This window comes from Butyricimonas sp. Marseille-P2440 (assembly GCF_900091675.1).
GTDB lineage: Bacteria > Bacteroidota > Bacteroidia > Bacteroidales > Marinifilaceae > Butyricimonas > Butyricimonas synergistica.
Map to the genome: position 1 here is coordinate 121445 of NZ_LT594609.1, position 25959 is coordinate 147403.

A 25959-nucleotide genomic window follows, 5' to 3' on the forward strand; every position below is an offset into this window, starting at 1 on the left:
TTTCATGATTCTGTGATTCCTGACACACGAACCCATGTTTTTCACTTTAAACTCTAACTTTTACATTCACTTAAAGGCGCTCTCGTAGACGCCATTCGCGAAGTTAACAAAAGGTTGATACAATAGGCTATCACTTTTCGTTTTTACAGAGATAAATTCGTAGCGGTTGTCTATCGCATTCACGACAAAAAGAATCACGCATACCACAATGGCAGACTTCAATACCCCCAGCAGAATCCCGAACAACTTGTTAAACAAGCCAAGCGACACCATGTCAATCAATTTCGTGAGCAGTTTTCCAAGCAAGTGAATCACGATAATAACTAACAGGAAAGTAACCGCAAAAGCAATGTAATAGGCATACGATTCGGGCATCGCCACGAAGTCTTTCAAAAAATCCTCCACGTTCACGGCATATCTCAACGAGATAAAAACCCCCAGTATCAACGCAAACAACGTTGACATCTCAACTATCAATCCTTGACTAAACCCCTTATAAGCCCCATATACTAACGGGAGCAATATTATCACATCAATGTAATTCACCGCTAAATATTTAATCACCTTATTTCAGATTTCAAAGATAAGGAATTGTCCACGTTTTACACGAGTATTCAAACTAAAAATATTCAACAAAATTATTCGTCATCCCCGAAAGCCCGGAGAAATTAATTCCGTCATTCAATTTTCGATGGTTTATGTCTTTAAACTGACAAATTCTTACTATTTTCGCAGGATATTTATGCCAGAATCTAAATTTGATAATTATGTATAGAACACATACTTGTGGGCAATTAAGGATAGAGAACGCTGGAGAGAGCGTTTGTCTTAGCGGATGGGTACAAAAAGTAAGGAAACTGGGAGCCATGACTTTCGTGGATCTACGTGACCGTTACGGCATTACCCAGCTGGTGGTCGAAGAATCGGCACCCGAAGAAATTAAAAACGACGTGGCAAAACTCGGACGGGAATACGTGATTCAAGTAAAAGGCACCGTGATCGAAAGAGCCAGTAAAAATAATAAGATCCCGACAGGTGACATCGAAATCTCACTGAACGGGCTCACCGTGCTGAGTGAATCGGAAATTCCGCCTTTCACGATTGAAGACCAAACCGACGGGGGTGACGAGCTCCGGATGAAATACCGTTACCTTGATTTACGCCGCCCCATCGTGCGCAAGAACATCGAATTGCGCCACCGGATGGCTCAACTCGTGAGAAATTACCTGAGCGACCAGAATTTTATTGAAGTGGAAACTCCCGTGCTGGTAAAAAGCACGCCGGAGGGGGCACGCGACTTCGTGGTGCCTTCCCGGATGAACCAAGGGCAATTCTATGCGCTGCCGCAAAGCCCGCAGACGCTGAAACAGCTTCTGATGGTTTCCGGTTTCGACCGTTATTTCCAAATCGTGAAATGTTTCCGTGACGAAGACCTCCGGGCTGACCGTCAACCCGAGTTCACGCAGATCGACTGCGAGATGTCATTCGTAGAGCAAGAAGATATTCTGGAAATATTCGAGGGATTAATCAAACATCTGTTCAAAGAAATCCGCAACGTGGATATTCCCGCACTGCCGAGAATGACGTGGATGGATGCCATGGAACAATACGGTTGTGACAAACCGGATATCCGGTTTGACATGAAATTCGTTGACCTGACCAACGTGGCAAAAGGAAAAGACTTCGCCGTGTTTAACGAAGCAGAATATATCGGGGCAATTTGCGCACCGAAATGTGCCGTTTACACCCGGAAGCAACTGGACGAACTGACCGAATTCGTGAAACGCCCGCAAACAGGAGCCAAAGGCTTGGTGTACGTGCGCTACAACGAGGACGGGACGTTCAAATCTTCCATCGACAAGTTCTACACACCGGAAGATTTGAAAACGTGGGCTGATGCCTGCAAAGCACAACCGGGCGATTTAATTCTGATTCTGGTAGGTCCTAAATTCAAGACATTGGCTCAGCTTTGTGACCTTCGTCTGGAAATGGGTACCCGCCTTGGATTGAGAGACAAGAACGTGTTCAAACCGTTGTGGGTTGTTGACTTCCCGCTATTGGAATGGGACGAAGAAACCCAACGTTTCTACGCGATGCACCACCCGTTCACGTCCCCCAAACCGGAAGACATCTCTTTGATGACGAGCGATCCCGGAAAAGTTCGGGCAAACGCTTATGATATGGTCATCAATGGTGTTGAAGTTGGAGGAGGCTCCATTCGTATCCATAACTCGGAATTGCAATCCAAGATGTTCGATTGCCTGGGAATCTCCCACGAGACCGCCCAAGAACAATTCGGCTTCCTGATGGGCGCATTCAAGTACGGGGCACCCCCTCACGGAGGTATCGCCTTCGGTTTCGACCGTCTGGCTTCTATGTTCGCCGGACTGGATTCTATACGCGACGTGATCGCCTTCCCGAAAAACAACTCGGGTCGTGATGTCATGCTCGACGCTCCCGCCGAAATCGCGAAAGAACAATTGGACGAACTGGGTATTCAATTGAAAAATTAAGTGATTCCGCGATTGCAGATTTAGTGATTAATCACTGAATCCGAAATCACTGAATCACAAAATCATTAAATCTAAAATTGACAAGGTGTTTTTTAAAGACGTCATAGGACATGAAGAGATAAAGCAACGGCTGGTGTCTTCCCTGCAATCGGGAAGAATCAGCCATGCGCAACTCTTTGCTGGCGACACGGGAGCGGGGTCGTTGGCGCTTGCCCTTGCTTTCACGCAATACTTGTTTTGCACGGGTGACAAGCACGAGGACGCCTGCGGTGTATGCCCCGAGTGCAGGAAAATGCAGAAATTGATCCATCCGGATTTACACTTCGTGTTTCCCGTGGTAAAATCAGCCAAGATGAAAACACCGATCAGCGACGAGTATATCAACGAATGGCGTAACCTCTTACTCGAGAACCCGTACATCGACCTGGAAGAATGGCTCGGTGCCATGGGAGCGGACGAGAACGCTCAAGCCCTGATATACACGGAGGAAAGCGGCAATATTCTCCGGAAGCTGAATTTAAAATCATTTGAATCGGAATACAAGGTGATGATTATCTGGTTGCCCGAAAAAATGAAAACAGAATGCTCCAACAAACTACTCAAGATACTGGAAGAACCGTACCCGAACACACTCTTTCTTCTGGTAGCAGAACACGCGGAAGAGATCATCAACACCATTCTTTCCCGCACGCAACGCATCAATATTCCGCCCTTGACACAAAAGGACATCACGGAACAACTGATGCAACAAAAACGACTGGTTCGGGAATCCGCCGAGGAAGTAGCACACGTGGCATCCGGTAGTTGGCTGAAAGCCCTTCGTATGCTGAACGAGACCGACGAGTCGGTCTACAATCAAGAAAAATTCATGCAAATGATGCGCTTGTGCTGGGAACGAAAAATGTTACCGGTCAACGAATTTGTCAACGAATTGGCTTCCCTCGGGAGAGAGAAACAAAAAAGCTTCCTATTGCATTGTATCCGGATGCTACGGGAGAATTTTGTCAGGAACTTTGGCATAGAACAAATAGTATACATGACAGAAAGAGAGAAAACGTTCTCCACGAAGTTCTCTCCCTTTGTTCATGAAGGCAATATCATTCCCCTTTTCGAAGAATTCGAGCGGGCATATAGCGACATCATTCGAAACGGGAATGGCAAGATCATCTTCACGGATCTTTGCATCAAGGTGATGCAAAATATCAGACCGTGACAAGAGAACAAAAAGATAAAAGATAAAAACTAAAAATTGAAGCATTGAAAAACGGAAATATTTGCCCAAGAGACAGAAGTCCTCTCATTTTCAACTTTCAATTTTCAATTTTCAATTGATACACTATGAGCGAAATAACAGAAGATAAACAAGAAAACACGGAAAATAAAGATATAAAACAACGTCCCCCGGTAGTTCCGGTGATAGACCATCGCTTGTTGGCAGGAAAACTTACCGTTTACGACTGGATGCAGGACACTCCGGAAAGTTGTACCTCATCAAACATCGTGGAAGTACGATTCAAAAATACGCGGAAGGGATTCTTTATCAATAACAGTAACTTGAGTTTGAACGTCGGGGACATCGTGGCTGTCGAGGCGGCACTCGGGCACGATATTGGGATCGTATCCCTCACAGGAGAACTCGTGAAAGAACAGATGTTACTCAAAAGAGTTGATCTCGAACGCAATCCACTGAAAAAGGTATACCGGAAAGCTAAACCGCACGACATTGAGAAATGGCAGCAGGCAATAGCGCTGGAACACGATACCATGATCCGGTCACGCATCATCGCCGCCGACCTTGGGCTTGACATGAAAATCGGCGACGTGGAGTACCAGGGAGATAAAACTAAAGCTATATTTTATTATATCGCCAGCGACCGGGTGGATTTCCGTAAATTAATCAAGATTCTGGCAGAGACATTCCATATACGCATCGAGATGAAACAGATCGGAGCCCGTCAGGAAGCCGGACGTATCGGGGGAATCGGGTCGTGTGGTCGCAAACTGTGCTGCTCCACCTTTATCACGAATTTTATCTCCGTATCGACTTCCGCCGCAAGATACCAGGATATTTCATTAAACCCGCAGAAACTGGCAGGTCAGTGTGGTAAGTTGAAATGCTGCCTTAACTATGAGGTAGATGCCTATATCGACGAACAAAAGGATTTCCCGTCATCCAACGTATGGCTAAACACGGGTGAGGGTATGCTCTACCACCAAAAGACAGACATTTTCGGACGGAATATGTCCTACTCGTTCGATAAAGAAGGACGCGGGGCTCTAATCAAATTACCCGTGGAACGAGTGAAAGAAATCATCGCCATGAACAAGAAGGGCACCATCCCGGCAAAAGCACTCGAAGCAAACAAGGAAGAGGCAGCAAGTATCAAATACACGGACGGTGTTGGCGAAGAGAGCCTGAACCGCTTTGACGAGAAAAAAGAACAAGGTGGCAGACGTCGCAACCGCAACCGGAACCGAAGACCTCAACGGGAAAATAACGGCGGGGAAAACAAACCGAGGGAGAAAAACGTAAACGCTCCGGGGGAGAAAACCATAAACAAGCCTGCCAATAAACCGGAAAATAAACCCGGTAACAGACCGGATAACCGTCAAGGGAACCGTCCTAACAATAACAGGCAAGAGAATGGGAATCGGAATCCTCGCCGGCAAGGGAATAACCCGAATAACAAACCGGAAAACAAAAACAACAATAATAAACCGGAAAATAAAGAAAACAATAAACCCGCTGAACAATGAATAATTATAGACCATTCGCAGGTATTACCCCCGCGGTAAAGGTTATCATTATAATTAATGTCATCATATTTCTGGTGATTAACATCATGGGACAGAGGTCAGGCATAGACCTGGTCAACATACTCGGTCTGCATTTACCTCAATCCCAATATTTTCATATCTACCAGTACATCACGCATATGTTCACGCAAGAAGGACTTACCCATATGTTCTTCAATATGTTTGCCGTGTTCATGTTCGGTAGAATTCTCGAATCGGTGTGGGGAACGAAACGCTTTATAATCTATTATTTCGTGACCGGACTGGGAGCGGCAGTGCTCCACTCGCTCGTGAGCTGGTACGGCTTGCATAATATGCAGGAACAATTTTACGCTTTTCAAAGCACCCCGGATCCCGGTATATTTGCCGAATTCGTTCGTTCCCATGTAAGCAATCCCAGGCTGATCTCCCAATTGATGCAATTCGTTGATACTTGGAATCAGGCTCCCGGCAATGCGCAACTCGTGGGGCAGGCAGAATATTATATGCAAGGTATCATTCAAGCATATACCAACATCCCGACAATCGGTGCCTCCGGTGCCGTATTCGGTATCTTGTTGGCATTCGGTATGTTGTTCCCGAACACGGAATTGTTCTTGATGTTCATCCCGATCCCGATAAAGGCAAAGTATTTTGTACTCCTTTACGGTGCAGCCGAGTTGTTCTTCGGACTCCAGAATTCGGTCGGCGACAACGTGGCTCACTTTGCACACCTCGGCGGTATGCTTTTCGGTTTCTTCCTGATTCTTTACTGGCGAAAAAGTAGTAAACGATTTTATTAGAAAGAGATATGTATAGCAACTCGTATGGATCGAACTTTTCAAATGGAATCTGGGGCGGGATAAAAAGCTCGTTCAAACAGGGGTCTGCACTCACTCGGCTCATCTACATCAATATCGGTATTTTTATCGTTATAAAATTGATTGCCGTCGTGTTAACCTTGATGGGCGAGAAGAATATCGACAGCCTGCTCCTGCCTTACCTGGGAGTGGCAGCCTTACCGGAAAATCTTCTCCATACCCCGTGGACAATCATCACGTATATGTTCACCCAGTTCGGATTTATCCACTTGCTGTTCAATATGCTATGGCTATATTGGTTCGGGTCGATCTTCTTGAGTTACTTCTCCGGTCCGAAACTCACGGGAGTATATCTTCTGGGGGGAATTAGCGGCGCTGTCATGTACATTGCCGCCTACGCTATATTCCCGGCGTTCGAGCTTGAGCGATATTACTCGTGGGCGATCGGGGCATCCGCTTCCGTGATGGCTATAGTGTTTGCTGTTTGTACCTATCTCCCGAATCACAAAATATACGTCTTTCTGATCGGTCCCGTGAAATTGATTCATCTAGCTATTTTCACCGCCGTGATCGACGTTATCAGCATCCCCTCGGGAAATGCCGGAGGACATATCGCCCATTTGGGTGGAGCCGTGTTCGGCTACCTGTTCACATTGTCCATTCGTCGCAATCTAGACCTCACGGGAGGCTTTATGGCATTCCTCGGCAAACTAGACAAACTCTTCGGTAAACCGAAAAAAAAGATGCACGTCAAATACAAAAAGAAAGTATCCGACATGAACGACACGGAATACAACGAGTACAAGAAACAAAAAGACAATCGTATCAACGATATATTGGACAAAATCTCTAAACACGGCTACGAGAGTTTGACAAAAGAGGAAAAAGAGATTCTGTTCAAATCAAACAATTGAAAATTGAAAATGAATTAGAAATCACAGAATAAGCGACAGCCTTGTGCGGTCGGAATCTAAAATCTAAAATTAATTGGTTCTTCTATTCAACACGGTTATGAGGATCATCACGATAGCGGCAATGATCGGCTTGCTGGGAAGCTATACTTCCCCGTACGTGAATCCGAACGTGTTCCACCCGTCCTCACTCCTCGGGCTTGCCTACCACTATCTATTGATCGCAAATATTATATTGTTCCTATATTGGCTCATCCGTTGGAAAAAGATTGCCATCTTCTCTTTTTTAGCCATTGCCTCCGGCTACCCGTTCATCACCACTTATTACGCCTTGAATCCCAAGACGACCACGGATACTCCCCACGATCTTTCCATCTTGACCTACAATATTTGTCAGATGAACGCCAACAACTGGATGCAAGAGAAAGACACCCCCAAGAAGATCATGGACTACATTAACAATAGCGATGCAGACATCGTGTGTATACAGGAATTTCCAGCCCGGGACGCTTCATTCCAGAAATTCCCGGGATATAAATATCGTTATCGCAACAAGGATGTTGCATTGATTTCCCGCTACCCAATCGTTAAAAAGGGAAAGATTGAATTTGAACCCGGTAACGCCGCCGCCGGCATCTATGCCGACATCGACGTAAAAGGAGATACCATTCGGGTATATGCCCTTCATCTGGAATCTTACCGTTTGGGGAACAACGAGAAGAAAATTTACAAGAATCTAACCAGCGGCAACACGGAGAATGCCACGCAAGGAGTAAAAAAAATATCCTCCCGCCTGGTGCATGCCAATCGCAACCGTGCCAACCAAGCCATAAAAGTCAAGTCCCACGTGCAACAATCGCCTTATCCTGTGATTATATGCGGCGACTTCAACGACACCCCCCTCTCCTATGCCTACCACACGTTATCCACAGGCATGACAGATAGTTTCACAGAAAAAGGACGTGGTCTAGGGAACACCTACATTGGGGAATTCCCCTCGTTCCGCATCGACCACATCCTGCATACGCCTTCATTCTACACGGTATCCTACACACGGGATACCATCAAGTATTCAGACCACTATCCTGTCTTGAGCAAACTGAAATTCAAATAAAAGCACACAATTATTTCATTCACCCTGATATATTGGGGACGATCACCTTCTCTGTTTATGGTGAAGGAGATCGCATATGAATAATTATTCAGCCAATATTTGTTTTACGGCAAATAACATCGCTTGATAATGTTGTCTGTCCGTGGCATGGACAGAAGGAATTTTCTTCTCCAACAATGACTTAATCTTCCTTGCCATATCGTAGTAATAAGTGGAAGACTCATCAATTACTTGAGTACGAATTGTGTTTTGCCATCCGTAACCATAACCAAGGCAAACCTCTTCCATCATAACCTCAACCCCATAATTTAATCCCGATTCTTTTTCCTGCTGCTTCAAAACTTCCGCGTACTGGGATACAATACCGGTTTCATCCAATCCATACCAACAAATCTCATCAATCGAGGGGAGGTAAGCGAGAGAAGAAGTAAAACCCGTTTCCAGTTTTTGCCCGCCAATGAAAGCGATGGATTTTGACATAATACCTAACATTTCCTTTTGCAGTAATTTATCACTCATCGTGAGCCGACGGCTATTAATAGCCGCATCCCATGTCCCCTTAAAATAATCGTCAAAAAATTCGTGCAGAGAATAAGAGTTTTTCCCGGCTAAATAAGCCGAAAGTGTGACATTATTATAAAGCTTTGTCATTATCGAAGCAATTGCTTGTTTTAGAACAGCAGATTGCTTCATTTGCAGTTTGAATTTAGAACATACTTTCTCGTTATCCAACCAATCCATATCTCTCAACTGTTTCATCACCCACTGCATGGCTGCTTTCTGGCGTTCTTTCGGCACAGGTTGGAATCTTTTTTCCAGAGTACCTTCCTTCGTTTCGTTCAAATAAATACCCCCGATGCAATATACCACATTCTGAATATAACGAGCATATTGAGTCACAATCTGATCGTACACTTGTTGACGAAATCCCGCATCAGGATCATTTTGAATCCACTCGTTTAAATGAGAAAGGATGTACTTTAAGTTTTTGATCCCGTAATCGCCTGCTTTCATCGGATTGTCGCCCAAGTCCTCTTCCAATGCCCTCGGATCATAACGGCTTGCCACTTGTTGTTTACCATAACGATAAAGAGGATCACCGACCTTTTCGTCAATCCAAGACTCCAGTATTCTATTCTCTTCTTCCAGGGAAGCGGCATCGGGAATTGGTGTATATAGCCATTTGATCGCGTATTCATCATAAACGCCTAATTCCGGGGGTGTCAATTTGACTCCTTTATCCTGAGGCTGAGCCACGTAATTGAACCGCGCATAATCCATAATAGACGGGGTTGTCCCGTATTTTTGAGTAAACGTTACAGATCGCAAGGAATCCACGGGAAAAGCACTAGAAGCACCCATATTATGCATCAAGCCCAAGCAGTGTCCCATCTCGTGGGCAGTCACGTATGCCAATGCATCTTGGAACACGTCAATCGGCATCTCCTTACTCCGCACGGAAGCATCTAGCTGAGAGGTTTGAACAAAATTCCATATTTGTAACATCTTAGCGACATCACTATATATTAGAATTGATGCGTTTAAAATTTCTCCCGTGACAGGGTCTACCCAAGACGGTCCCATCGCATTTTGTGTCATGGAAGGCACGTAGCGGATACAAGAATATTTCAAGTTGTCCGGGTCAAAATTCGGGTCATTTGTCGGAAAATCCAATACTTGCACGGCATTTTTAAATCCGATTTTCTCGTAAGCTTTATTCCAGCGCAATATACCTTTGCGGATAGCAACCTGCCAAGTTTCCGGGAATAAATTATCCAAGTAGAATACAATCGGTTTTACCGGCTCTACCAACTCTCCACGTTTGTAAGCTTCCATATCCTTGGGTTCTAACCGCCAACGATTTGCTAAAGAGTAATTTTTGAAACCATCCTTGTCGGTCGGCAATTGCTGTTTCATCGTCAAGAATACTCCCAAGCGGGAATCTGACACCCGGGGATGCATACGTTCTTCCGGTAATAACAAGATGCTCCAAGTTGCCTTAATTGTCAATGGTTTATCCTCAAATAGAGAGTTTTTCAGATATTTCGCGGATACTTTATAGGATAATGACGATTTTACAGAAACATTATCTTCAAAAGCTTTGATTGTTTCCACAGAAGATAATGATTTGTTTACAGATGCCTTGATTATCAATGGGAATGATCCTTTTGAAACGGGAGATACTTTTGCATTTCCCCCGGTAAACATAGAAGTCATATCAAACACAACAGCAGTACTATCCTCACTGTAAGCTAAAACCTTGAATCCTTCAATCACCGGATTGAGATAATTTTGTTCCACCACTCGTGCTATTCGCTTGTCTGTTGAATTATAATTTATTTGCGCATTAATCTGGTGCATTTGCACGGTACTGTCTTTCAAGGTAAAATAGGTATGTATCGGGTCATTGCACTTGTAACCGTTCGTTGCCACAAGATTATCACTGGTTTCAGTTGTCGTTGCCGCAATCAACATTTCCCGCCCCATGGTAGCCAACGGCATTTCCAAGTAAATTTTCCCATCGACTTTGTGCAGTGTCAGAAAAGCACTTTTAGCTATTTCGTGGGATTTACCCTTGAATAATTTGGCGTATTTACTTATTTTCTTTACAGGCTGTTTCTGCTCTTCCGTTTGTTCTGTCTTGACATTCTTCTTTTTTTTCTTGTCTGTCGCAGCATACATCGAAATACTAGACAAACAAAATACACACAAAACGATATACAATAGAATGTTATTTTTCATATTCAATTTACTTTTATCTTTATATTATTTCTTTTCTTTCAATAATGCACGCACACAATACAACATAGCCCTGTAGTGAGCTCTATCGGCTTCAACGCTATCATATATTCTTTTTTCCAACATTTGTTCGCATTCTTTCATGACTTTAAAAAAATACATATGACTGTTGTTCATGTATTTGACATTTATTTTAGCCAATTCTCCGGATATTTGTCTAGGGAAAACAAGACTATTGAAATTTTCTCTTTCATAAATCATTTTTTCAGGAACTTCTCCCGCTAAAGCAGAAAGAGCAAGTGATTTGGACAAACCATTTCCACCCATCACCCGGATTCTGTATTCCGATGCTCCTAACCACTCTTTCTGGATATAGCGATCTATTGCTGTTAAAGGTTTGTTCTCGATAGTTCTTTTCCAGACCTCCTCGTACATGTCTTCGGCAAAATCCTTTAGCGAGTACGGATTATCCGAAAGATCGGAAAACAGACACACATAATCTTCCCGCAACATGGGAGCAGATAAAAATCTTTTGCGAACCCGCCAAAGGGGCGGCGTCCCGAAAGTCCCCAACGTCATCAATTGAGGATTCTCCAGCCACTCACTATCCCTGAACTGAGATAATACCCAGTGCATGGATGCTTCCTGTATCTCCCGAGGAATAATGTCATAAGTATTCATGCCCGTATTCTCTTTGGACACGTTAATGTAAGCACCTCCAATGTTTTTGACGGCGTAATCCAACAATTTTTCATGATAAAAAACTAGTTCCTGGTATAATAAACTCCGTAATCTGCCGTCCGGATCGTTTTGAATCCACTCATTCATGTGCAACATGATTTCTTTCAAGTTGCTCAACGCATAATTACCGGCTTTTATCGCATCATCGCCCAAATCGCCGGATAAACACGACGGATCATATTCGCAGGATACTCGCCCATAACGATAAATCGGATTCTCACTCTTTTGATCGAGCCAAGAGGATAATATATCCTTTTTCCCCTTGGCAGAAGGAACTTCCAACAAGGGAGAATACAGCCACTGGATAGCAAACTCATCGTAGGGTCCTAAGTCTGCCGTCAATTTTACGCCATGGTCATTCGGCTGTGCAACATAGTTGAAACCCAATTCGTCCATGATAGAAGCCGAAATGCCATGCACCCCGGTGAAAGAAGCAGAACGCAAAGAATCGACCGAATAGGCTCGGGATGCACACATGTTATCTTGCAGACCGAGCGCATGCCCCATCTCATGGGTGACATATTGTTCCAAAGACTCAGTCCATATTTCATCGGTCAATTCTCCTGTCCGGATTTGCGGGTCAATTGTTGCAGTCTGTAAAAAACGATCAATCAGAATACGATTCCGGAGCCCGTGGAATAAACATATCGTTGAATGCAATATTTCTCCACTTCGGGGATCTGTCCAAGAAATCGTTTTCGCCGTTTCATTCTCATGAGCCACGTATCGCACACACGAATAAGCTATATTGTCAGGATTAAAGGTCGGATCATTCGAGGGAAAATCCATGACTTGTATAGCGTTTTTAAATCCTATTCGTTCAAAAAGTCGATTCCATTTTAAAATACCCCGCTGCACAGCTTCTTTCCAACCATCAGGAAAGTTATTATCCACGTACATCACAATGGGTTTAATCGGCTCCGTCTCCTTCCCCTGCCGAAAAGCTGCTTCATCTTTCGGCTCCAAACGCCAACGATGAGCTAAAGAATAAGAATTCATCGTTCCTCCTTCTTCCGGGATGTTTATCTTTTCCGAGGAAAATACCCCGATTCTCGGATCTGCCAGACGGGTTTCCATCGTTTGCTCCGGTAACAAAATCAAGGTACGTACAACCTCCATGTCAACAGGCTTCTGTTGGAAAAACGGAAATAAGACAAAAATTGCGTCTACTTGGTAAGATAAATTAGAGGTAACCATTATGTTGTTTTCAAAAGCACGAATCTCTCCTAATCGAGCTAACGACTCGACAAATGTTCCGGAGATGTCGTATTTCCCGAACCTTTTTATTACGGGGGTCAATTCCGGGATATTGGATTGAAAGAGTTTAGTTATATCGCACACAACAGCCGTACTATCTGCGTTGTATGCCAACACATTGAAGCCCATCCATATCGGTCTGCCGTAATTCTCCGCCATTAAACGAGCCGACTTCGAGGATTCGGCGTTTGTCGTCACCAGATCCGACAGAAGGCGTATCTGCACGGTACTATCTTGTAGCGTGAAACACAAGTACAAGGAACTAGGCGTGTACCCCGGAATGCCTGCCATCACTTCACTCGTCTTTGCCGCCGTGGAAGATAGCAACATTTCTTTTCCCAGCAGGCGTAAAGGTATTTCCGCGTATAACTTGCCATTCACCTTATGCAAGGTCATAAAGTCGCTGGAAACAGTTATGCAAGATTTATCTTTAAATAATTTTTCGTACTTGCCCTGTGGTTTAACATTGTTCTTCTTTTTTTCGGCAACGGAAGAAAAGGAGAACGCCACTTGAAACAGGAATACAAAAATTAGATTTACTATAATCTGTTTACTCATATCGATAATTTATTTAGTTCGCGATTGTTTACCCAATATTTGTTTCACGGCATAAAGTATCATCTCGTAATAGTCCTTTTCTGCTGACGGAAAACTATCCATCTTTGTCTCCAGCAATTCCCGCACCCTTCTCAAGTGCTCCAGGTAATAAACGGGTGTGTCATGGATCATTTTAGTATTCACCATGGGTTGCCACCCATACCCGAATCCGAAATTTCGTGTGAATACATTCTCACTTCCGCTTTCCAATCCATACGCACAAAGGTCATACTCCAATGGCGCATAAACTTTTTGCATATCTATTTTCTGATCATTACCGAAGAGCCATAAAGGATTTCCCCCGATAGCACGAACATTTTCTTCCATCTGTTTCAAAAACACTTGATGTAGCACTTGATCTTCCCGAGTCAACCTCCTGCCCGTTATGGCGCTGTCCCACACGCCCCAATATAAGTCATCAAAATAATCCGATAACGTGTAAGGATCGTCACTCCACATGGAAGCGAGTGCCACTTTCCAATAAGAATTGGCTAAAACGTCCCCGATAGCTTTCGTCAAATCCAACGAGGGTAAAGAAGATAAAGTAATTTTCTTCAACAAATTTCTTTCGTTTAACCAAGCCATGTCATGCAACTGGGTCATTATCCACCGCATGGAGGCTTTCTGTAATGCTTTTTCCACAGGAGCAACTCGTTTGATTCCACTCTCTTCCTTGGCATCAGACAAATAAATACCACCGATATTATATATCACATTCCGTATGTAACGATAATATTGCACCAATATCTGTTGGTATAGTTTCTGCCTGCAAGTGAAATCTTCATCATCTTTAATCCAGGATTCGAGATTTGACAAAATATATTTCAAATTTTGAATTCCATATTCGCTGGATTTCACAGCATCATCACCTAAATCCTCTTCAATTGCCGACGGATCGTAACGACTTAATATTTGCTGACGCCCAAAACGATAACGGGGATCACCCGCTTTCTCGTCTATCCATTGTTCCAGGATACGGTCCTCTTCCTCGGGGGAAGCATTATAAATCGGCGTATATAGCCAACGTATTGCAAATTCGTCATACACGCCCAAGTTCGGAGGGGTAAGCCGCACTCCTTTGTCCCCGGTTTGTGCCACATAATTGAACCGAGCGTAATCCATAATAGAGGGTGTTGTTCCGTATGTTCGAGTAAATGACACAGAACGCAAGGAATCGACCGGATAGGCGTGAGAGGCTGCCATATTATGCATTAATCCCAGGCAATGACCGATCTCGTGGGCTATCACGTAAGCTAACGATTCATTGAAAACAGACTCCGGCAACTCTTTTCCCCGGACGGATTCATCTACCTGAGCGGTTTGGACGAAACGCCAATCCCGCAGCATGTCTATCACGTTATTATACACGAAGACACTTGCATTTAATATTTCTCCAGTTTCCGGATCTACCCATGAAGGTCCCATGGCATTTTCCGTAGCTTGGGGAATATATCGTATACAAGAATATTTCAAATTGTCGGGGTCAAAATCAGGATCATCGGAAGGGAAATCACGTACCAACACCACATTTTTAAATCCGATTTTCTCGAAAGCCTGATTCCAACGGGAGATTCCATCTCGAATCGGTTGCATCCATGAAGCGGGAAATAACGTATCCAAATAAAATACAATCGGCTTTATCGGTTCCACCAATTCTCCCCGCCGATAAGCTTCTATATCCCTCGGCTGTAAATCCCAGCGGTTGGCATACGTGTAGCGTAACATTTCCCCCTTTTCCGTGAATTCCCTCTTTGATGTTAGGAATGTCCCCAAACGTAGATCCGAACGGCGAGGTTTCATTTTATTTTCCGGCAATAACAATAACGTCCGGGTGGCAACTAGCGTTAAAGGTTGATTATCTATAACTTTATAGCTATTCTGGTTTAGCAAGCTATATCGATAGACTAGCTGAGATTTTACAGAAGCATTATCCTTGAAAGCTTTTACTTCTAGAATAGAAGAAAGTTCTTCGTTCATTGTCGCTTGAATTTCCAGACCACGGTGTTTGGTCGGAAGAGGAGATAGAGCTTTTTCTGAATCCATGAATAAATTTGTCATGTCTATTACCACAGAAGAACTATCCGGAGAATAGGTCAAAATATCATACCTCATCCACTTTGGATCCTCAAAGTTCTGTTGCTTTACCTCTAGCAATTTTTCTTTCGTGATATCCACATTCATCAAAGCATTCACCTGGTGAAAAAAGAGTGCACTTGAATCTGCAGTCACTCGTAAGTGCATGGGCTTGTTTTCTTTATACCCGTTTGTACATACCAAACCATTCGTAGAAGTCGTTATGGTGGATGCCAACAATATTTCCCGCCCCATGTATTTCAAGGGATACTCCATGTACACTTTTCCGTTCACTCGGTGCAAGGTTACGAATTCTCCGGCAGAAGAAGTGACATGTTTCCCTTGAAATAATTTATCATATTTGCTTAATTCCTTTTTTTCTACCTGTACCTTCTTTTTTTTGCGGGCTATAGCCTCAACAGGCAAGGCGCAAGACAGAATTAACAGTAAAATTACATACCATACAATCCATTTTCTCATACATACAATTTTAATTATTAGAAAAATATCTTTGGGGAAAGAGCAGTTGATTCCATCCTTTAGGAGGGAGAATTATTTTTCTCCTTCCTAAAGTGGACATTACTAGCGTTAAAATTTCAATTATTTACCTTCAACTCTGCTTTTACTGTTTTTACGATACCCTTCATGAGTTCGTATTTTTGCAATACCCATTTATAATTTTTATACTTTTCTTCAAAAGCCTCATCGTCGTCAAGTAATACTTCTGCCACGTAGTCTGCGACATCATATTGTTTATTTACCGTTTTATAAGAGGAACCCTCTTGGTATGCCTCCCAATGGCTATAGTCTAAAAAGCCATATTCACGATAATCTTTATACGGAACACTCAGCGTAGCCGGTCCTGTATTACTCGAATACTTTGAATAGGTCGTCGATTTTGAATACACCTCGGTTTCGCTAATCGAGTAGAATGGCGACAACTCTTCTTTCTTGAACTGAGTCAAGTAAGATGCCCATTCTTCTGCAGCAATTTCTACGGCAAATCGTTTCTTCGCCTCATCGGACATTTCTTCCAGTCGATCCACTCTACCAACAAGAGAAGCCATTAAACTTCGGCAAACATTAACCTCATGCCGGTACGCCCCACTGGAACTGAAACAAGCTGCATGGACACTGTCGACAAGCAAGAAACAACGGGGAAGCAATCCCGTAGAATTCAACATCGGCAAAACTTCATCTCTCATGAAGCAAACCGCAGCCATGATTTGTTCTCGATTTGTGGCAAGTTTAATTTCAATTTCATCATTAACGCTTACCAAATCATAACTCGGGTCTAAAATCTCGTAATAAATAACCGGATTACCATACACATCTGTTCCGTCCGTCCGGCTCCCGATCGTGTCGTTATAAAAAATAGGAACCCCGTATTGTTCAAAAACCAAGTATCGCAAATGATCCAGTTTATCATCGGAATCCTCCAGGATATACCAATCCCGATCCTGTTTGGATTCAGATAATTCCGCCTCATGGAAGCATCCGAATAAACTCAATAGCATTCCATATGCACAACCGATAATAATATTCTTCATTTTCATAACATTCATTATTCTCCTGTACTACTTTCTATTCTTCTCGCCGGGCGCACATTATCGACCAACACGCCATGATTATCTTCCAAAACATACGTCGGGAAAGGCAATACCCATCCCCCGTCCTCCGGATAAGGCTTCAACACGTATGTACCATTCTCCAAGTCGCTGTCATCAGCATCCCACTTGTGCTTAATCGTGATCGCCTCCGGATATTGAGGCGCAACGGCATATCGCCGCAAATCGAACCAACGATGATAAGAGAAACAAAGTTCCCGACGACGTTCCTTACGAGTAAACTTGACCAGAGATTCTCCCGATAATCCTCGAATAGAAGCGGGATTCTCGATTCGAGTTTCTCTCAATTTTTCCAGCGTGGAGATAGCTTCTTCGTTCCTGCCCAACATGGCGGCAGCCTCTGCCTTGTTCAAATAAATTTCCGGATAACCGAAACCAAAACCAATCCATTCTTGATTACCATCCATCAACCATCGTGTGTAGAAAGTTTTTCCCTTCGCTGTTTTGTAACTAAAGAAATGAGATTGCTTGTTTAGTCTAAACCTCCAGTCGCCACCTTCTTCGTAACAACTTACCAAATCTTCCGATACGGTAAATCGATATCCGGAGGTACTTCTCCAACTTTGCCCCATGGACCCCGTGAATATAAGTTCCGAACTTCCGACATGGGTTGTCGCATCCTCGTAGTCACTCACAGACATCGTATTCATATCCATCAATGCTAACATTTTAGGAGAATTCAATATAGAATCGCATTGTTGTATAACTGAAGCATACTCCCCCATGTACAAGTAAGTTCGAGCCAACAGGGCTCGTGCCGCCTGCTCTCCCACTCGTTTGGCGGAGGAAGGCGTAACCCCTTTCAAGTAATTTAAAGCTGCTTTTGCATCTTTTACTATTTGCTCGTAACATTCAGCCACGGTATTCCGAGAATAATCCTTGTCCTCCACCTCAGAAAAAGTTTTTATTGGCACTCCCGACTGGGTTGTGGCAATATCCTTATCGTATGGCTCTCCCCACATATTTACCATGTAGAGGTAATAAAAGGCTCGTAAAAAAAGAGCTTCCCCTTTTACCCGATTATATTTTTCTTCCCCGGTAAAACGCTCAATATCCACTAGAATGGAATTGCAAACAGCAATCTTCTCATAGAATTTAGCCCATGCAGCATCAACGCCCCAAGTTTTATCGCCCTCGTCACTAGATATATACGAGTATTCCTGCCAAGTATAAAAATGCCTCATGTAATAACCCGGAGATTTTACATTATGAGAAATGTTTATTGAAGCAATATCGTCATCCATTGTATTCAAATAATACAAGTAAAAATCGATACTACTTTTTGTTTGCATCCAATAAGCTCCCCCCATCAACAATTCATCCAAATCGTCTATCGTGTTCACGTAGGATAAGTTTTGCGAATATTCCTCCAGGAAGTCACTACAAGACGTGGTTCCCAGAAATAACAAAACTAAAAATAAATATATCTTATTCATAATATCATCTATTTAGAAACTTACATTTAAAGTCAACGAATAAGTGGGACGTACTGATTGCGTAATCGTAGAAGAACTTCCTGATTGCGTGGGATCCTGTCCATTCAACTTTTTACTGCAAAACGTATAGAGGTTTGTGCCCGAGAAGCCAACATAGGCAGATCGAATTCCAACTTTCTTTAGGATATTCTCCGGAATATTGTACCGAACCGACAACGAAGATATCTTCAAATAATCCCCGCTTACTACCCGAATATCCGAATAGTCATACATCTGCCAAATGTGATCAGCAACATCCTTACGCCCGATAGCAGCATTGTAACTCCTGCTACGCCACCATTCAGTGTTGTAGGATACCGTTTCTTTAAACGCATTATTCGATAGAATACCCGGGATGCTTGTTTTTGTTTCATCGCCTGGATTTTTCCAACGTCTTTTTATTTCACTACGCACGTTCTCCATGGGGTCCGGAGCCATCGTCAAATTGGAAGAATTGATCGAGGAGTACAATCTTAACAAACGAATTTTAGATCCTATACTGTAAGATAAAAACAAAGACATCGAAAAACGGTTCCACGTGAACGTATTGGAAATCCCACCAGATAGAAAAGGCGTACGCTCTCCGGAATACACCATCTGGCTCATGTAACGTTCTTCGTTGGTCATCGATGAGAATTTCTCCCCGAATTCCTCTTCTGTTGTTGCCGTAATCGGAAAAATAGGTCGCCCGTCCGTGGGATCTAATCCCATAAATTTGTAAGAATAAAATCCATCAATAGAGCGATTTACCGTTTGTACGGTTCCATTCAAATAATCCTGATAAGTTAACTCCTCATCATCTCGCATAGTTTTGTCTTTATTATCAATAGCACGGCTAATTAACTTGTTGATCACGGATCCCAATTGCGGATCAAAACGCCAACGAAATCCTTTACCGTTAGCTCCAATTGTGTTTACCGGGATAAAGTTCAACGCCAATTCGTATCCCTGATTTGTAACTGTTCCCGTATTTACCTTATAGGAGGTGATTCCATTAATATCCGTGACTTTAGAATCCAGGAAAGCATCTGTCGTTTTTCGGTAATAATAACTGACGGATCCGTTTATTTTTCTTTGGAAGAAAGCAAAATCCAAAGTAAAATTGAGATTCGACGTCTTCTCCCATTTCAAATTCGGGTTCGGGAAAGATTTTACTGTTGAATATTTCTCGTTGAACCAACTGCTGGTTGCTTGTTTCTGAATCACCATATTCGGAGCCACGCTTGGGGCATTTCCCTGGTAACCGAACGAAGCTCGCAGAGCCAGTTCATTAATCCAATCAGCAGACCATAATATATTGTTTTTCATATTCCAACGACCACTTACAGACCAAATGGGGAAGAATTTATCATTAGCACGATCTCCAAACTTGTTGGAATAATCGACACGGGCATTAACATTGAATTGATATATATCCTTGTATCCATAGCCCAACACCATAAACGCCGATACTTTATTGCTTAACGAATTGGAGAATCTTCCGAAGGCATCTCCACGTTCAATCCATTCTTTATACTTCGGATAATCATCCAGATCAAATGTGGCAATTGTTTCTCCCCGATCCTTCTGATACCCCCGAATAGTTCTGTCTGTCGTTTTATATCTATTAGAACTTAACTCCCAGCCCGCGAAAGCACTTAAATTATGGTTCTCTTCCTTATCTGCACTAAACGCATAATTTAAGGTTGCTCGTATGGTATAACTGTTACGGTCTGTACGGGAGTCCCCCAGCACACCTCCGTCCGGCAATTCCGTGTTTTCCATCCATTCAGCCTCGTCTGCATATTGCAAAGATTTATTCAAGTTCTTACAATAAGAACTACTCTCTCCATACCAAGTTTGAGATTTAGAGTTTGAGAAACTATACCCTAACAAAATTTCAGCTTTCAAATCTTTTATAATCTGGTATCCCACGGTAGCCTGAAGATTTAAACCGTTTTGATTGATCGTTTGCGAGGAGTTATCCATATCTTCCAGAATATTTACCGGGAAATAAAAGGTTTCCCCATCCGCACCCTGCATCTCTTTCTTGTAGTAATAATATCCTCCGTTCTCGTCATACGCGGGAATAGCCCGGCTAGTATTGTAAGCAAATTCGGTTACGCCCACATTACTGGGAGTATACTCTTTTTTAGCAGAATTACCCGTTAAACCGAATCGCACGGAAAATTTATTGAAATTACCATTAACGTTTAACGTAGTAGTATATTGCCGATTCAATTCGCCTTTCACGGTTCCGATGACATTGTTTACCCCCATGGAAGCATAATAACGCAGTTCGGAAGAACCGCCGGAAAAACTCAACGTGTGTTTATGGGAATAAGCATTTTGCATCAAAATGTCGAACCAATCTGTATTCATAGTTTCATATTTATCCACTTTCCGTTGGAACTGGGAATAGTTAATGAATCCATTCATGTAATCACGGTATGCCCCCTCGTACCCAACCCAGGTTTCTGCATTCGGGTAAGCCATTCGTTTCTCGATTAACTCGCGCGAATAGGCTACCCTCTCTCTAGAATTCATCACGTTTACACTGCGATCTTTGTAACTCGGGCGTTGCGTGAAACTACCGGATAACGAATAAGTAACGGAAGGAGGTCCCGGACGTCCTTTTTTAGTTGTAATCACGATAACCCCATTCGCTGCTTTATCACCATAAATAGCTGTAGCGGAAGCATCCTTCAACACGTCAAGCTGTTCAATATCTTCCGGATTTAACCCTGAAATGGCATTCCCTAATAGATTCACGAAGTCCAGATCATTGATTTGCGAGGGGTCGACATCCACGGGATCTTCTAAAATCACGCCATCAAGAACCCATACCGGTTCTCGAGAACTCAAAACAGTTGACGAACCGCGAATACGTAAACGGGGAGTTGCCCCAATCTGCCCCGTATTCTGTAACACCATTAGACCGGGGACCCGTCCTTCCAGCATCTGGTCTATTGTTTGCAGCCCAGGAGTTACAATATCCTCCGCCCGGACAGTGGTAATAGCACTTGTACTCTTACGCGCATCGATACGCTGGTATCCAGTACTGACAACTACCTCCTCTAACTGTGCCACGGTTTCTTTTAAAGTAACATTAATCGTGTCTTGCCCGGTGTATTTTATCTCCTGTTTCTCCATTCCGATAAACGAGAATATCAGTATCGTTTCCTTGTCTGTCTCCACAAACCGAAAAGTGTACTTCCCGTCTTTATCAGTGGAAGTCCCTACCGAATATCCTTTGGCATGAATAGTGACTCCCGGTAACGGTTGTTGTTTTTCATCGACGACTTTACCGACAATTTTTATCTCTTTGCTTTTTTCCTTCTTGTCATCATCCGTGCGAACAATGATGAGATTACCGGAAAACTCAAAAGCAAGCTTCGTATCCTTGAACACTCGCCTCAAAACATTCTCCACGACTTCCTGCTCGGCTTTGACCGAAACATTCCCGATAGCCGCAACTTGTTCCATACTAAAGATGAAAGATAAATTTGTTTGTTTCTGAATTTCAAGGAACAATTGTTTAACGGAAACATTTTGAAGATCCAAATTCACTTTTTCTTGTTGTGCCGCAACTTTGGCTGATACACCTACAACGAAACACAACATAAATAACACACACAATTTCATAGGTAAAAAAATTTTTTGTCTACTATACTTCCCGAAAGAGAAGTATAATCCATCTTTTTTCATAGTTTTGTATTTTTAATTAATACTCGTGATTCTCTTGTTTTTCCAGGACACAGAATCACATTATTTTAACGAGAGAGGCTCTATCGAGTCTCTCTTATTTAGTTACTTCAATTTTTCTCCCGTTTATATCAAAACGCACGTGAACAATTCTTCGAATCGCATCTAAAATAACATTCATATTTTCATACTTTTTTATATGCCCCGTAAAATGCATATCCTTCACATCAACTTCGTTATATTCAAATTCGACATTATACCATCTGCCTAAAGCGGCAAGGACATGTGCTAAATTTTCGTTATCGAAAAAGAAATATCCCTCTTTCCAGGCAAGATAAACCCTTGTATCGACCTCTCGCAATTGCACGAAATTGCCACTCTTGTCATATTCGATCAATTGCGACGGTTCCAAGATATATTCCTTGTTATCATTTCCTTTAATACCTACACGTCCGGAAAACAGAACCGTCTTAATCGATTCAAATGTATTGATATTGAATTCTGTACCATAAACACTCAATACCATGGCATCCGTTTTTACCCGGAAAGGTCTTGTTGAATCTTTTTGTACTTCAAAATACGCTTCCCCTGATAAATAGACCTCTCGGGTAGAATCATTGAATACAACCGGAAACTTCAGCGTTGAACCGGAATTCATGTACACTTTGGTCCCATCCGCCAACATCACAGAATATTCTCCCCCGCACGGGGTATGTACTTGATTGTATTCCGCCGGAGATGCCCCCGTTCGCCTCTCGTAAACCAATCCCCCCTCTCCATTTGTTGCTTTCCCGTTCTTACTGACATCGATACATTTTGTTTCTGCCGGTCGCAATTCAATAGACTCTCCCCCGGGAACGGTTAAAATAGCCTGAAAACGTCCCGGGTTAATAGAAATTTCTTGCCGGATAGCAACCTCCTTCTCATCACCTCGAATCCATAAAAAAAACAGAGGAATTGCGAATAAGACAATAACGATTGCCGCATATCTCGAACATTTATAAATAACTTGCTTTACCCGTGACCTATGCATATATGCCTTGAAATCTGTCCATACTTTAGCTTCTTGCTTCACGGAAAGCATAGGTCCCCCGATCACATTCCAAATTTCTCTCAGATATTCAAAATGTTGTCGGTTATCCTCATCCTGCAACCAGGCTTTCAGTTCCACAAATTCTTCTTTCGTGGCTTTTCCCTCTAAAACCCGTATGATAATGTCATCCGTAATCTGCATAATCGTCTTTTATATATCTTCAAGACGACTCACACGAGATTTACCCTTAAAACATTTTTGAAAAAAAATCAAGAAAAATCATATAATATAGCCAACCTAAATCTTTACGCAATTTAGCAAGAGCTATTCTCATCTGAGTTTCAACTGTTTTTATAGAAATTCCTAATTCGTTTGCAATTTCTTGATTCGATTTTTCTTCAATCTTACTCATCACAAAAATTTGTCGGCAACGTTCCGGTAATTTATTTATGGAAACATCTATTGCTTTACGAATCTCTTCTCGACGAAGATTCAACTCCACCTCGGGAGCCAAAGCAATTTCTTTAGAATAAAAATCAAGTAAAACCTGATCATTATAAATATTTTTTATTTTTTCATGCTTTAGCGTATCCAAGCAACTATTATAAACGGATCGATACAGATACGATTTTAACGTTCCTTCAATGACTATCTTTTTTCGATTCTCGTAAAAACGACAAAACACACCTTGTACTATATTGTGTGCATAATCCTCATCATGAACAACCCGCCCTGCATAATTAAATAAAGCCTGATAAAATGCTTTGAATAGATAAGAGTAAGCTCTTTCATCCCCCTCTCTTAACAAGGCAAGTAATACTTGCTCATTTTCTAAACCTTGAGCATTCATTAGTAGACATCTTTTATCAGTGTGCAAATTTACGGAAAAATCTTCCGTTTACCACATACTGTTCCCGACAAAAATTGTTCAAATTTTCCTCTGATATTTTCTATTTTCAATAATTTATCTATATTTGCATCCGCAAACGGGGAATTAGCTCAGTTGGCTAGAGCGTTTGAATGGCATTCAAAAGGTCGACGGTTCGATTCCGTTATTCTCCACGAAAAGCAATTAATTGATATTAAATCCGTTAATTGCTTTTTTTATTTTACTACTTGTTTTCATTGCTTTTCCATACAATTTCGTAATTTAGTAGCGAATAAATTAACGAAATTATGGCACAGGAGAGCACGGAGGGAAACCAGAAGCTGACAAAGAAAATTCGTCCTTACAAAATCATATACCCCATTGTCATCGGCTTGGCAGTGGTATCTTATATGCTATACAAAGAATTCGACCCGAAGGCATTTGATATGATCACCTTCACGTGGAACACGGTATTCTGGTTATTCGTGGCGCTGTTGTGTATGGCGATCCGGGATTTCGGGTACGTAACACGAATCCGGGTACTTTCCGGAGACAAACTCACGTGGCTCCAATCCTTACGCATCATCTTTCTTTGGGAATTCACGTCGGCAGTCACCCCCTCCGCCATTGGAGGCACCAGCCTTGCGATCCTCTTCGTGCACAAGGAAGGCATCGGCGTGGGCAAAAGTTCGGCAATGGTCATGGCAACCTCTTTTCTCGACGAGTTGTACTTTATCATCATGTTCCCGATCATACTTCTATGCGTGAATCACCAAGCCTTGTGGTATATGCCCGACACAACCAAAGCGGTTGTCGACAGCCTGATCGCCTTCGCCGCCATCGGTTACAGCGTGAAACTAGCCTATCTCCTGATATTGAGTTACGGGTTATTTAAAAATCCCAGGGGACTCAAATGGCTAATTATGAAATTATTCAAGTGGCGCATCCTTCGCAAATGGCGCCACGATGCCAACGAGGCGGGCACCGACATCATCCGTAACTCCCATGAATTACGAAAGATGCCCTTCGTCTTCTGGTTAAAAACTTTCGGGGCTACATTCTTCTCGTGGACCGCACGTTACTGGGTTGTGAATGCCATTCTTGTAGCTTTTTGGTTCGGACGCTATGATTGGGCGCAACATTTTCTTATCTTTGCACGACAACTTGTCATGTGGATCATGATGTTGGTAAGCCCTACACCGGGAGGTAGTGGTTTCGCTGAATTTGTCTTCTCCAAATACCTCGGGGAGTTTCTTCCGAGCGCAGGAGTCGCCATTGCGATGGCTATTCTCTGGAGACTCATCAGCTACTATCCTTACCTGTTCATAGGAGCGTTCATCGTACCCAAGTGGATTGCCCGAAGTTTCGGGAAATCCACCAAGAAAGAGAAAAAGTAAATATTTAAAGTTACAATTGAATCATGGGACTATTTAAACAACCGGAATACAGGCGTTTCAACCTAAAACCCCGTTACTGGGACCCGGAAGCGGAAGCCCGCAAGGAACGGGAGAAACGTATCCGTGCCGAATTGGGTCTCGATGAAAACGGGAATGAATACATCCCCGACGTGCGAGCCAGTTTACAACGGGAATATAACAAACAAAGAAGCAATCGCCCAAAAACGGGATTAGGATATGCCACGCGCTTATTTCTTATATTGATCGTTATACTTATGGTCGCTTTTTATTTGGTTACTTATAAGTTAGACCTCATAATGAAATTTTTCTAGG

At 42.8% G+C, this 25959-nt stretch carries 17 protein-coding genes and 1 tRNA gene; 9 read left to right on the forward strand and 9 right to left on the reverse strand.

The window, feature by feature from the left end; translation table 11 throughout:
- Positions 1-66: 66 nt before the first annotated feature.
- Positions 67-564, reverse strand: coding sequence for a CvpA family protein (locus tag BN8899_RS06580; protein WP_065218814.1), 498 nt, complete (start codon positions 562-564; stop codon positions 67-69).
- A 203-nt stretch (positions 565-767) separates the two neighbouring features.
- Between BN8899_RS06580 and aspS the strand changes: the two genes are divergently transcribed.
- From aspS to BN8899_RS06610, 6 genes are all read left to right on the forward strand, one after another.
- Positions 768-2513 (forward strand): aspartate--tRNA ligase, encoded by a 1746-nt coding sequence (aspS, locus tag BN8899_RS06585; RefSeq protein ID WP_065218815.1) that lies wholly within the window; start codon positions 768-770, stop codon positions 2511-2513.
- Positions 2514-2598: 85 nt separating this feature from the next.
- Positions 2599-3726: a DNA polymerase III subunit gene (locus tag BN8899_RS06590; protein ID WP_065218816.1), complete on the forward strand. Its 1128-nt coding sequence runs from the start codon at positions 2599-2601 to the stop codon at positions 3724-3726.
- A 125-nt stretch (positions 3727-3851) separates the two neighbouring features.
- Positions 3852-5270 carry a PSP1 domain-containing protein gene (gene ricT / locus BN8899_RS06595; RefSeq protein WP_065218817.1) on the forward strand — a complete coding sequence of 473 codons (1419 nt, stop codon included), beginning with the start codon at positions 3852-3854 and terminating at the stop codon, positions 5268-5270.
- Positions 5267-6091 carry a rhomboid family intramembrane serine protease gene (locus BN8899_RS06600; RefSeq protein WP_018339227.1) on the forward strand — a complete coding sequence of 275 codons (825 nt, stop codon included), beginning with the start codon at positions 5267-5269 and terminating at the stop codon, positions 6089-6091. Before ricT ends, BN8899_RS06600 begins: the two co-directional genes overlap by 4 nt.
- 8 nt (positions 6092-6099) lie before the next feature.
- Positions 6100-7023 (forward strand): rhomboid family protein, encoded by a 924-nt coding sequence (locus tag BN8899_RS06605; RefSeq protein WP_065218818.1) that lies wholly within the window; start codon positions 6100-6102, stop codon positions 7021-7023.
- Between the two features lie 97 nt (positions 7024-7120).
- Entirely contained in the window at positions 7121-8134 is a 1014-nt protein-coding gene (locus BN8899_RS06610; protein WP_065218819.1) for an endonuclease/exonuclease/phosphatase family protein, read from the forward strand.
- A gap of 84 nt (positions 8135-8218) precedes the next feature.
- On the opposite strand, the gene BN8899_RS06615 is transcribed toward BN8899_RS06610, so the two are convergent.
- From BN8899_RS06615 to BN8899_RS06650, 8 genes are all read right to left on the reverse strand, one after another.
- Positions 8219-10876 (reverse strand): zinc-dependent metalloprotease, encoded by a 2658-nt coding sequence (locus BN8899_RS06615; protein WP_065218820.1) that lies wholly within the window; start codon positions 10874-10876, stop codon positions 8219-8221.
- A gap of 24 nt (positions 10877-10900) precedes the next feature.
- Positions 10901-13429: a zinc-dependent metalloprotease gene (locus BN8899_RS06620; protein WP_065218821.1), complete on the reverse strand. Its 2529-nt coding sequence runs from the start codon at positions 13427-13429 to the stop codon at positions 10901-10903.
- A gap of 9 nt (positions 13430-13438) precedes the next feature.
- Positions 13439-16021, reverse strand: a complete 2583-nt coding sequence (locus BN8899_RS06625) for a zinc-dependent metalloprotease (protein ID WP_065218822.1) — start codon at positions 16019-16021, stop codon at positions 13439-13441.
- A gap of 116 nt (positions 16022-16137) precedes the next feature.
- Positions 16138-17097: a hypothetical protein gene (locus BN8899_RS06630; protein ID WP_148375311.1), complete on the reverse strand. Its 960-nt coding sequence runs from the start codon at positions 17095-17097 to the stop codon at positions 16138-16140.
- An 8-nt stretch (positions 17098-17105) separates the two neighbouring features.
- On the reverse strand, positions 17106-18605 hold the full coding sequence (locus tag BN8899_RS06635; protein ID WP_065218823.1) for a RagB/SusD family nutrient uptake outer membrane protein: 1500 nt from the start codon (positions 18603-18605) through the stop codon (positions 17106-17108).
- A 12-nt stretch (positions 18606-18617) separates the two neighbouring features.
- Positions 18618-22268 (reverse strand): SusC/RagA family TonB-linked outer membrane protein, encoded by a 3651-nt coding sequence (locus BN8899_RS06640; protein ID WP_231932285.1) that lies wholly within the window; start codon positions 22266-22268, stop codon positions 18618-18620.
- 157 nt (positions 22269-22425) lie between these two features.
- On the reverse strand, positions 22426-23562 hold the full coding sequence (locus tag BN8899_RS06645; protein WP_065218825.1) for a FecR family protein: 1137 nt from the start codon (positions 23560-23562) through the stop codon (positions 22426-22428).
- 46 nt (positions 23563-23608) lie between these two features.
- Positions 23609-24211: an RNA polymerase sigma-70 factor gene (locus tag BN8899_RS06650; protein WP_018339217.1), complete on the reverse strand. Its 603-nt coding sequence runs from the start codon at positions 24209-24211 to the stop codon at positions 23609-23611.
- Positions 24212-24349: 138 nt separating this feature from the next.
- Between BN8899_RS06650 and BN8899_RS06655 the strand changes: the two genes are divergently transcribed.
- The 3 genes from BN8899_RS06655 to BN8899_RS06665 all read left to right on the forward strand — a co-directional run bounded on the left by BN8899_RS06655 (position 24350) and on the right by BN8899_RS06665 (position 25958).
- Positions 24350-24423: transfer RNA gene (locus BN8899_RS06655), tRNA-Ala, on the forward strand.
- A 114-nt stretch (positions 24424-24537) separates the two neighbouring features.
- Positions 24538-25626 carry a lysylphosphatidylglycerol synthase transmembrane domain-containing protein gene (locus tag BN8899_RS06660; RefSeq protein ID WP_065218826.1) on the forward strand — a complete coding sequence of 363 codons (1089 nt, stop codon included), beginning with the start codon at positions 24538-24540 and terminating at the stop codon, positions 25624-25626.
- 23 nt (positions 25627-25649) lie between these two features.
- A complete protein-coding gene (locus tag BN8899_RS06665; protein WP_065218827.1) occupies positions 25650-25958 on the forward strand; it encodes a hypothetical protein in 309 nt (102 codons plus the stop codon).
- Position 25959 lies beyond the last annotated feature (1 nt).